At 72.1% G+C, this 8,433-nt stretch carries 9 protein-coding genes; 5 read left to right on the forward strand and 4 right to left on the reverse strand.

Annotation, left to right across the window (positions count from 1 at the left end; all coding sequences use genetic code 11):
- Positions 1 to 33: 33 nt before the first annotated feature.
- Both BKE38_RS28765 and BKE38_RS28770 read left to right on the forward strand, forming a co-directional pair.
- Positions 34 to 990 (forward strand): glycosyltransferase family 2 protein, encoded by a 957-nt coding sequence (locus tag BKE38_RS28765; RefSeq protein ID WP_076960556.1) that lies wholly within the window; start codon positions 34 to 36, stop codon positions 988 to 990.
- Positions 990 to 1,325, forward strand: coding sequence for a DMT family transporter (locus tag BKE38_RS28770; RefSeq protein ID WP_076960548.1), 336 nt, complete (start codon positions 990 to 992; stop codon positions 1,323 to 1,325). The genes BKE38_RS28765 and BKE38_RS28770 overlap by 1 nt, the downstream gene beginning before the upstream one ends.
- 44 nt (positions 1,326 to 1,369) lie before the next feature.
- Here the strand turns inward: BKE38_RS28770 and BKE38_RS28775 are convergent, their stop codons facing one another.
- Positions 1,370 to 2,056, reverse strand: coding sequence for a hypothetical protein (locus BKE38_RS28775; RefSeq protein WP_131829783.1), 687 nt, complete (start codon positions 2,054 to 2,056; stop codon positions 1,370 to 1,372).
- A 182-nt stretch (positions 2,057 to 2,238) separates the two neighbouring features.
- Between BKE38_RS28775 and BKE38_RS28780 the strand changes: the two genes are divergently transcribed.
- Positions 2,239 to 3,186 carry a DMT family transporter gene (locus BKE38_RS28780; RefSeq protein ID WP_076960550.1) on the forward strand — a complete coding sequence of 316 codons (948 nt, stop codon included), beginning with the start codon at positions 2,239 to 2,241 and terminating at the stop codon, positions 3,184 to 3,186.
- A gap of 15 nt (positions 3,187 to 3,201) precedes the next feature.
- Here the strand turns inward: BKE38_RS28780 and BKE38_RS28785 are convergent, their stop codons facing one another.
- Positions 3,202 to 4,431 carry a sensor histidine kinase gene (locus BKE38_RS28785; RefSeq protein WP_076960551.1) on the reverse strand — a complete coding sequence of 410 codons (1,230 nt, stop codon included), beginning with the start codon at positions 4,429 to 4,431 and terminating at the stop codon, positions 3,202 to 3,204.
- Positions 4,432 to 4,472: 41 nt separating this feature from the next.
- Positions 4,473 to 5,366 carry a LysR family transcriptional regulator gene (locus tag BKE38_RS28790; protein WP_076960552.1) on the reverse strand — a complete coding sequence of 298 codons (894 nt, stop codon included), beginning with the start codon at positions 5,364 to 5,366 and terminating at the stop codon, positions 4,473 to 4,475.
- 99 nt (positions 5,367 to 5,465) lie between these two features.
- Between BKE38_RS28790 and BKE38_RS28795 the strand changes: the two genes are divergently transcribed.
- Complete coding sequence (locus BKE38_RS28795) at positions 5,466 to 6,188, forward strand: SDR family oxidoreductase (protein ID WP_076960553.1); 723 nt, start codon at positions 5,466 to 5,468, stop codon at positions 6,186 to 6,188.
- 3 nt (positions 6,189 to 6,191) lie between these two features.
- Here BKE38_RS28795 and BKE38_RS28800 read toward each other — a convergent pair whose 3' ends face one another.
- A complete protein-coding gene (locus BKE38_RS28800) occupies positions 6,192 to 7,094 on the reverse strand; it encodes a LysR family transcriptional regulator (protein ID WP_207553719.1) in 903 nt (300 codons plus the stop codon).
- An 83-nt stretch (positions 7,095 to 7,177) separates the two neighbouring features.
- Here BKE38_RS28800 and BKE38_RS28805 point away from each other — a divergent pair, with 83 nt between their 5' ends.
- The gene (locus tag BKE38_RS28805) at positions 7,178 to 8,158 is read left to right on the forward strand and encodes a quinone oxidoreductase family protein (RefSeq protein WP_076960555.1); all 981 of its coding nucleotides are present in this window, start codon (positions 7,178 to 7,180) and stop codon (positions 8,156 to 8,158) included.
- Positions 8,159 to 8,433 lie beyond the last annotated feature (275 nt).

Genomic DNA, 8,433 nt, shown 5'->3' on the forward strand with positions numbered 1-8,433 from the left:
CTGATCAGCCTTCTCGCCCGGAACCAGACCGCCATGACCCCCGCCGCCGCCTCCCCCAGCCTCGGCCTGTCCATCGTCGTGCCGGTCTATCGCGGCGCCGACACGGTGGGCCGCCTGGTCGCCGCCCTCTCGGCGCTGCAGCCCGAGGGCGGCATCGAGATCGTGCTGGTCAATGACGGCAGCCCGGACAACAGCGACGAGGTCTGCCGGCAGCTCGCGGCGACGGCCAGCGTGCGGCTGACCTATGTCGAGCACGCCCGCAACTTCGGCGAGCACAACGCGGTCATGTCCGGCCTGCGCCATGCCCGCGGCCATTACGTCATCACCATGGACGACGACCTGCAGAACCCGCCCGAGGAGGTGCTGCGGCTCTACGACCATGCCCGCCTCGGCAACTGGGACGTGGTCTACACCCGCTACGCCAAGAAGGAGCACGAGGGCTGGCGCAACCTGGGCTCGCGCTTCGCCAACTGGGTGGCCGACCAGCTGATGGACAAGCCGCGCGGCCTCTACCTCTCCTCCTTCCGCTGCATGTCGCATCTGGTGATGCGCGAGATCGCCCGCTACCGCGGCCCCTACCCCTATATCGACGGGCTGATCATGCAGGTCACCCAGCGGATCGACAGCATCGAGGTCAAGCACCTGGCCCGCATGGAAGGCCGCAGCAACTACACGCTGCGCCGGCTGATCCGGCTCTGGCTGAACCTGGCCACCAACTTCTCGCTGATGCCGCTGCGCCTGGCCATGTTCGCGGGCCTGGCCATGGGCGTGCTCGGCGTCATCGGCGCCATCTTCACCATCATCGAGGCGCTGACGGCGGAAACCCCCTCCGGCTGGGCCTCGGTGATGACCACCACGCTGCTGGTCGCCGGCGTGCAGTTCTTCGTCCTCGGCGTCATGGGCGAGTATCTCGGCCGCGCCTTCCTCTCGGCCAATGGCAAGCCGCAGGGCGTCGTGCGCGACGTCATCCCGGCGCGGGACCCCTCCTGATGATGGCCTATTGGCTGGTGCTCGCCGCCGCGATCTGCACCTCGCTGGTCGGGCAGGTGCTGCTGAAGGCGGGGGCGACCGACGAAGGCAGCTTCATCGCCCAGCTGTTCCGGCCGCAGACCATGATCGGCCTGGTCTGCTACGGCGGCGCGGCCATGCTCTACATCGTGGCCTTGAGAAAGATCCCGATGAGCGTGGCGCTGCCCTGCACCGCCGCCTCCTACGTCGTCATCGCCCTCGTCGGCTACTTCGTCTTCGGCGAAAGCCTGGGCAACCAGAAGATCGCGGCGATCGGGCTCATCTCCATCGGCGTGGCGCTGCTGGCGACGGCCTGAGCAAGCAAGAATCCGGGGGCATTGAATGCCCCCGGACCCCCACGTCAGAAAGGCTGCGTCGCGCCACGAACCGGGGTGTTGGGGATCTGGCGGACCAGCCGCACCTCCACCTGGCGCGCGGACAGCTGCGTCTCCAGCCGCATCAGCACCTCGGGGCGCGGGCCAGGCACCTGGCGGGCATAGGCCAGGGTGTTCTGGTTGCTCGCCGGCGCCAAGCCCATCTCGCTGCGCAAGGGGCCACGGCCCTCGGCCTCCACCCAGCGCCGCAGAGCCTCCTGATAGACAGCGTTGTAGCCGGGCACCGAGGGATAGTTGCGGCGCACGGCGCAGGCGAAGAAGGGTGGCGCCTCCACCGTCACGGCATAGGTGCCGAAGGGCGTCTGGTACCACCACCCCACCCCCGGATCGTCGCGCAGGTACTGCCGCACCTGCTGCGGCGACATCGCCGCCGAGCTCGTCCCCGGCGGCATCTCCCCCGCCATCAGGTTGCGCGCCGGAAACCGCTCCAGGCAGAACATCCTGAAGACGGTCGCGATATCCGTCCCGTCCGGATCCTGCCGCATCGCCTGCAGCAGCGGCGACCCGCCGCCGCTGGAGACCGGACCGCTGACCACGGCGCCGGCCCCGGACCCCGCCTTCGACAGCACCGGATCGCCAGCCACATCGGAGGGCTGTGGCGCGCAGGCGGCCAGCAGGGCGGCGGTCAACAGGGGAAGAGCGGCACGGATCACGGCGGGCACCTCATCGGGTCAACGGATCGTTCCTTTCACACCCGGCGCCAAGCTCCGTCGATGGGCCCGGCCCGCGCATTTCCTTGAGCTTGAGCGCTTGTGAAGCGCGCATGCGCTGCAATGCAGCATGGCGCTTGCCCTCCCCCCGGCCGCGGCCTAGGCCTGGAGGCAGGAGACCCCGCATGCCGCCTGCCGCCACCGCCGCCGACCACCCGGGGCCCGCCGCCCGCCTGGCCCTCCGGCTCTGGGCCGCCCCCTATCTGCTGCTGCCGCTGGCGGCGCTGTTCTGGTCGGGCAACTTCATCGTCGGCCGCGCGGTCAGCGGCATCGCCTCGCCCTTCTTCCTGGCCTTCTGGCGCTGGCTGCTGGCGCTGGCCCTGCTGCTGCCCTTCGCCTGGCCGCATCTGCGGCGCGACTGGCCGGTGCTGAAGCGGCATCCGCTGGCCCTGCTGGCCTATTCGGTGGCCGGCATCGCCGCCTTCAGCGTCATGGTCTATCAGGGGCTGCGCTCGACCCAGGCGGTGAACGGGCTGCTGCTGCAATCGGTCATCCCGGTCGCCATCCTGGCCTGCTCCTTCGCCCTGTTCGGCGAGCGGCCGCGGCCGCGCCAGGTCATCGGCGTGCTGCTCTCCATCGCCGGCGTCGCCGCCATCGCCGGTCACGGCTCGGTGGACGACCTGCTGCGGCTGCAGCTGCATCCGGGCGACCTCTGGGTGCTCGGCGCCGTGCTCTGTTACGCGGTCTATTCCGCCTGCCTGAAGCTGCGCCCGCGCATCCACCCGCTGAGCTTCATGGCCAGCGGCATCTTTCTGACGCTGCTCACCCTGCTGCCGGGCTTCGCTTACGAGGCCGCCCGGGGCGGCGCCGTGGCCCCGGGCGGGGTGGCGCTGGCGGCCATCGCCTATCTGGCGGTCTTCCCCTCGCTGCTCTCCTACATGTTCTTCACCCGCGGCGTGGAGCTGATCGGCGCCAACCGCGCCGGCCAGTTCATCCACCTGATGCCGCTCTTCGGCAGCGTCCTCGCCGTCGCCTTCCTGGGCGAGAGGCTGCAGCCCTTCCATGCCGCCGGCCTGGCGCTGATCGGCGGCGGCATCCTCTTCACCATGTCGGAGCGTCGCGCCCGCCGCTGACGGCGGTGCGGACGTTCAGGCCAGGCAGGGAAAGCGCAGCGTGATGCTGGCGCCGCGCGCCACCGGATCCTGCTCGATCTCGCCGCCGATCTGCCGCGCCAGGTAGCGCACCAGCTCGGTGCCCTGGCCCCCCGCCGCCCGCCGCGCCTCGACCGCGGCCGGGTCCATGCCGCGGCCCTCGTCGGCGATGGTCAGCATCCCTTCCGCCCGGTCGCTGTCCAGCTGCAGCCGGGCCCGCACCACCCCTTGCTCGCCTTCCGCATAGGCGTGCTTGGCGGCGTTGGTCACCAGCTCGTTCACCATCAGCCCGATCGCCACCGTGGTGTCGAAGGGCAGCAGGCAGGGCTCCAGCGCCATCTCGAAGCCGATCCGCCCTTCGAAGCTGAGCTCCAGGCTGCCCAGCAGGCTGCGCAGATAGCCGGCCAGGTCGGTCGCCGCGCCCTCGCCGCCCTCCTCGACCACCACCAGCCGGCCCTGCGCCAGGCCGATGGCATTGACCTGCTGCATCAGCCGGCCGAGCCGCTCGACGCTGCCCGCATCCTCCGCCCGCCGGGCGGCGCGGCGCTCGCGCGACAGCATGGCCGAGATCAGCGCCAGGTTGTTCTTCGCCCGGTGCTGCAGCTCGGCCAGCAGCAGGCCGCGCTGCTCCGACCGCAGCGCCTCGGCCGCCGCCGCCTGCTGCGCCCGGACGATCGCCTCGCGGCGGTACAGCGCCGCCGCCAGCAGGCAGCAGAAGGTCTCGAGGAACTCGACATCCAGCGCGTCGAAATGGCCGGGCTCCTGGCTGTCCACCTCGAACACGCCCCAGGCCCGGTTGTCGAAGGAGATGCAGACATTCAGCAGCGCCACCAGCCCGTGCTCGACCAGCACCGGCTCGGCGCGGTATTCCGGGTGGCTGCGCACATCCTCGACCACCACCGCGTCGCCGGTCTGCAGCGCGCGCCCGGCCGGCGAGGCCGGGTCGGTGCCCAGCCGGCTGCGCCCGACCACGCCGGGCTTCCACCCCACCCCGGCCTCGGTCAGCAGGTCACCCTGCTCCGGCCGGTAGCGAAGGATCTTGGTATGGGCGACGCCGGTGGCCCGCGCCGCCTGCGCCGCCGCGCGCTGCAGCAGCGGGCCGATCTCCGGCTCCTCCAGCGCCAGCCGGCCGAAATCGCGCAGGATGCGCTGGTGCAGCCGCAGCCGCGCCGCCAGGGCGGCGTCGTCGGGGCTGCGCGTCTTGTCGGGGCGGGTGGTGAAAGGCATCCGCCCTGAACACCGCCGCGGCGGAATCGTTTCGCTTCCTGTCAGCGTGCCTGGCGTGCTGCGCGAAGATGGTCCACCAGCGCCCGCAGCTTCGGCGCCAGGTTCTTCCGCGACGGGAAATACAGGAAGAAGCCCGGGAAGCTGCCGGAGAAATCGCCCAAGACCTCGACCAGCTCGCCGCGGGCGATGGCGGCGGAAAAGGTGTCGGCCATGCCGAAGGTGATGCCGCCGCCGGCGACGGCCAGGCGGATCATCAGCCCCATGTCGTTGGTGGTCACCTCGGGCGCCACCGCAACGTCGAATTCGCGGTCCCCTTCGAAGAATTCCCAGCGATAGGGCGGCAGGTTCGGCGCCGGGCGCCAGCCGATGCAGCGATGCGCCGGCAGCTCCCGCGGATGCGCCGGCACGCCCTGCCGCGCCAGATAGGCGGGTGCTGCCACCGCCATCTGCCGCTGCGGCCCGGAGACCGGCACCGCCACCATGTCCTGCTCGATCACCTCGCCCAGCCGGACGCCGGCGTCATAGCCGGCGGCGACGATGTCGAATTCCTCGTCGGTCAGGGTGATGTCGAGCTGCACCTCGGGGAATGTCTCCAGGAATCCCGCCAGCAGCGGCCCGGAGAGAAAACTCTCGGCGATGGTGGAGACGGCCAGCCGCAGCCGGCCCCGCGGTGCGCCCTGGCTGTCCTGCGCCGCCTGTGCGGCCGCCCGGATCTCCGTCAGCGCCGGCGCCAGCGAGGCCAGCAGCGCCGCCCCCGCCTCGGTCGGCGCCACGCTGCGGGTGGTCCGCTGCAGCAGCGCGATGCCGAGCGAATGCTCCAGCTTGCGCACCGCCTGGCTGACCGCCGGGCGGGTGACGCCCAGGGCGTCGGCCGCGGCGCGGAAGCTGCGCGCCTCGGCGACGGCTACGAAGACGGCGAAGGCATTCAGGTCCATTCGTTCATCCTGCTTACCAGGCCCGTCAATATTGGACGGATTTTCTTTCCCCTTCCACCTCTCTACCTCATCGCCACCACCGAGAGGGAAGAGGATCCCATGGACAAGGTCGTTCTGATCACCGGCGCCTCCAGCGGCATCGGCCAGGCCATCGCCCGCGAGCTGGCCGCGGCCGGCGCCCGCGTCATGCTCGGCGCCCGCCGCCTCGACCGCGTCGAGGCCCTGGCCGCCGAGCTGCGTGCCGCCGGCCACCAGGCGCAGGCGCAGCGCCTCGACGTCACCGACCGCGCCGATGTCGCCCGCTTCGCGGACGCCGCCCGCGCCGCCTGGGGCCGGGTCGACGTGGTCGTCAACAATGCCGGCGTCATGCCGCTCTCGCCCATGGCCTCGCTGCTGGTCGAGGAATGGGACCGCATGGTCGATGTCAACATCAAGGGCGTGCTCTATGGCATCGCCGCCGTGCTGCCGGAGATGACGGCGCGCGGCAGCGGCCATGTGGTGAACATCGCCTCGATCGGCGCGCTGGCGGTGGTGCCGACCGCCGCGGTCTATTGCGCCACCAAATTCGCGGTGCGCGCCATCTCCGACGGTCTGCGCCAGGAGAACCGGCAGATCCGCGTCACCTGCATCCATCCGGGCGTGGTGGACAGCGAGCTGGCCGACAGCATCACCGACCCCGCGGCGGCGGCGGCGATGCGCGACTACCGCGCCATCGCGCTGCAGCCCTCGGCCATCGCCCGCGCGGTGCGCTTCGCGCTGGAGCAGCCGGCGGATGTCGACGTCAACGAGATGGTCATCCGCCCGACCGCGGCGGCGCATTGAGCCTCATCGCCAGCCGGCGCGGATCGCCTTCGTCACCGCCTCGACGAAAAGCCGGGTCCGCGCCGGCACCAGATGCCCCGGCGGCAGCACGGCATAGACCCCGCCCTGCCCCGGCCCGCCCCAGCCCGGCAGGATTTCCGCCAGTCGCCCGTCGCGCAGCCCGGGGCCGGCCAGCCAGTCGGGGGTCAGGGTGATGCCGGCGCCCTCCACCGCCGCCTGCAGCGCCATCTCGGAAAGATCGGTCGCCAGGCGGAAGGCGGGGCGCAGCCGGTGCCGCGCCTCGCCCCTGGCCAGCACCCAGTCGGGGTAGTCGGCATGGCCGGTGAAGCCCAGGCAGGCGTGGCGCGCCAGCTCCTCCGGCGCTTGCGGCACGCCCGCCACCGCCAGGTAGGACGGGGCGGCCACCAGCATGTTGCGATAGCCGGCGATGCGCCGCAGCGTCAGCGAGCTGTCGCGCAGCGGCCGGGCGGCGACGCGGATCGCCAGGTCGAAGCCGTCGGCCACCAGGTCGACCACCCGGTCGGAGAAGCGCAGCTCCAGCCGGATCTCCGGATGCTCCAGCAGGAAGCGCGGCACCAGCGGCGCCACCCAGTGCCGGCCGAAGGTCACCGGCAGCGAGACCCGCACCAGCCCCTGCGGCCGGGCGGCATGCTCGCTGGCCTCGCGGCCGGCACTGGCGAGCTCTTCCAGCAAGGGCTGGATGCGGCGGCAATAGGCGGCCCCGGCCTCGGTCAGGCTGACGCGGCGGGTGGTGCGGGTCAGCAGCCGCACGCCGAGCGACTGCTCCAGCGCCGCCACCCGCCGCGACAGCACCGAGGCGTCGCGCCCCATCCTCTCGGCCGCGGCGGTGAAGCTGCCGGCCTCGGCGACGGCGAGCAGCGCAGACAATTCCTGCAGATCCTGCACGGGTGTTTTTCGCCCTCGCCCGATTATCGGCGGAAAGCGCATAGCCTACCGATGGCGCGGACAGAAGCGAGGAAAGCCTCCCCATGACCCAGAGCCGCCGCGTCGAGATCCGCGAATTCGGCCCGCCCGCCGTCATGACCCTGGTGGCCGGGGCGCTGCCGCCGCCCGGCCCCGGCCAGGTGCTGCTGCGGCAAACGGCCATCGGCTTCAACTTCATCGACATCTACCAGCGCAGGGGCCTCTACCCGCTGCCGCTGCCCACCGGCCTGGGCTTCGAGGCGGCGGGCGTGGTCGAGGCGCTGGGCCCGGATGTGGCCGGCCTGTCCATCGGCGACCGCGTCGCCACCATGAATGCCGGCGTCGGCGCCTATGCCGAGGCGCGCAACGTCGCGGCCGACAAGCTGGTCAAACTTCCTGACGCCGTCAGCGACGAAGCCGCCGCCACCCTGCTGTTCAAGGGGCTGACGGCGCAGTACCTGCTGCGCGCCACCCATGCCGTGCAGCCGGGCGAGCTGCTGCTGGTGCATTCCGCCGCCGGCGGCGTCGGGCAGATCCTGACCCGCTGGGCCACCGCGCTCGGCGCCGAGGTGATCGGCACCACCGGCACGCCCGCCAAGATCCCCGCGGCGCTGGAGGCGGGCTGCAAGGCGGTGATCGACCTGAACGACGCGGACTGGCCGGCCGCCTTCCTGCGCGCCACCGGCGGGCGCAAGGCGCGCGTCGTCTACGACGCGGTGGGCAAGGACACCCTGGAAAAATCGCTGGACTGCGCCGCGCCCTATGGGCTGGTGGTCAGCTATGGCGCCGCCTCGGGCAAGGCGCCGCCGATCGATGTCGAGACGCTGGGGGCGAAGGGCGGGCTCTACCTCACGCGGCCCTCGGTCTTCCCGCGCAACGCCGATCCGCTGGCGCTGCAGGCCCATGCCGCCGACCTGTTCGACGCCATCGCCCGCGGCCATGTCCGCGTCGACATCGGCCAGCGTTTTTCCCTCAGCGACATCGTGGCGGTGCATGAGGCGGCGGAAGCGCGGCGGGCCGGCGGCGCCATCCTGATCACGCCCTGAGGCGCCGCGCCATGCCGGCGGCGCACGGCTGGAGCGCCGCCGCGCCCGCCGCCGGGACCTTGCGGCGGGCGCGGGGTTCCGGCATAGCAGCAGCATCGCTGGCCGGCGGGGCCCACCCCGCACCGGTCCGCCGTAAGCGTTCACGTCAACCAACGCACGCCCTGTCGCCAGATCGACGGGTCGTGCCGACGTGTCCGGCGCGATCCCGCGAGGCTGGCGGCCTTGCCGCCGAGGATCGCCTGCCGCCATGTCCCCCCCGCCGCAACCCCCGCCGC

It is taken from the genome of Teichococcus deserti (assembly GCF_001982615.1).
GTDB lineage: Bacteria > Pseudomonadota > Alphaproteobacteria > Acetobacterales > Acetobacteraceae > Pseudoroseomonas > Pseudoroseomonas deserti.

Excerpts from the sequence above, each read along its gene's own strand:
- BKE38_RS28805 (WP_076960555.1), top strand. The coding sequence starts at position 7,178 with ATGACCCAGAGCCGCCGCGTCGAGATCCGCGAATTCGGCCCGCCCGCC.
- BKE38_RS28770 (WP_076960548.1), top strand. The coding sequence starts at position 990 with ATGATGGCCTATTGGCTGGTGCTCGCCGCCGCGATCTGCACCTCGCTG.
- BKE38_RS28780 (WP_076960550.1), top strand. The coding sequence starts at position 2,239 with ATGCCGCCTGCCGCCACCGCCGCCGACCACCCGGGGCCCGCCGCCCGC.
- BKE38_RS28785 (WP_076960551.1), bottom strand. The coding sequence starts at position 4,431 with ATGCCTTTCACCACCCGCCCCGACAAGACGCGCAGCCCCGACGACGCC.
- BKE38_RS28765 (WP_076960556.1), top strand. The coding sequence starts at position 34 with ATGACCCCCGCCGCCGCCTCCCCCAGCCTCGGCCTGTCCATCGTCGTG.
- BKE38_RS28790 (WP_076960552.1), bottom strand. The coding sequence starts at position 5,366 with ATGGACCTGAATGCCTTCGCCGTCTTCGTAGCCGTCGCCGAGGCGCGC.
- BKE38_RS28795 (WP_076960553.1), top strand. The coding sequence starts at position 5,466 with ATGGACAAGGTCGTTCTGATCACCGGCGCCTCCAGCGGCATCGGCCAG.